Here is a 919-nt window from a genome sequence, read left to right as displayed (position 1 = left end):
TGCCCAGCCCGGTCAGTGCATCGCTGTTGGCCTGGCGGCGCCACGCGCTGATCCGCCATAGCACCCAGGCGCAGATGACCGCCAGCATGCCGGTCAGCGCTGCCGCCGGTGCAAACCAGAGGTTGCCGGCGCGCAGCAGCACGAAGCTGAGCAGCAGGGTGGACGGCAACGCCAACAGCGCGCTGGCCGATGCGCGGGGCAGTGACAGGCCCAGGCAGCACAGCGCCACCAGCAGGCCGCTGAGCAGGTCGCGCCACAGCGTCGGTGGCAGGGTGATCACCTTGTTTGTGAGCAGCATCGAGGCCACGTTGGCCTGGTACTCGCTGCCGCTCATCCAGCGCTCGCGCGTGGTCGGGGTGAGCAGGCGCGGGGCGATGCCGCTGGCGGTCATGCCCACCAGGATCAGACGCCCGCGCAGCAGCGCCGGGTCGACGTCGCCGTTGAGCAGGTCCACGTAGGACACCTGCGGAAACCGTTCGGGTGGGCCGGCGTAGCGCACCCGCACGTAATGGTCGCGTCGCCATTGATAGGGCGAAGACTGTCCCGGGTCCGGATCGCGCAGGCCGGGCAGCGGGCCGCGCGCGTCGGCCAGCGCCAGCCCGAGCGCGGGCCAGTGCGGTGAGCCGATCCCGGCGGTGAGGTACAGGCCGCGCGCCACGCCGTCGGCGTCCACTTCGACATCGCTGTGCCCGAGCGTGGCCGCGTTGGCGGCGATCAGCGGGATCGGCAGCAGTTCCTCGGCCATGTTCGGGCCACTGGCCGGCGCGGCCAATACTGGCAGCACCACCTTGCCGTTGCGCCGGATCGCCGCCGCCAGTTCCGCGTCCTGCGCCGCATCCTGGCGGTCCGGCTCGGACAGCATCAGGTCCAGCACCACCCGCGCGCTGCCCGCCTCGGTTAGGCGGTCAAGCAGGCGGGC

General features: G+C 71.9%; 1 protein-coding gene. It reads right to left on the bottom strand.

What is annotated here, in order from left to right; genetic code table 11:
* The coding region (locus DBR34_RS24080; RefSeq protein ID WP_258224138.1) for a CHASE2 domain-containing protein at positions 1 to 919 on the bottom strand (919 nt) is incomplete at both ends.

The sequence above is a fragment of the Stenotrophomonas sp. HMWF003 genome (genome assembly GCF_003061285.1).
Taxonomy (GTDB): Bacteria; Pseudomonadota; Gammaproteobacteria; order Xanthomonadales; family Xanthomonadaceae; genus Stenotrophomonas; species Stenotrophomonas maltophilia_AP.
Note: the sequence above shows the minus strand (reverse complement) of the source record. Positions and strands in the feature narration are given on the sequence as shown.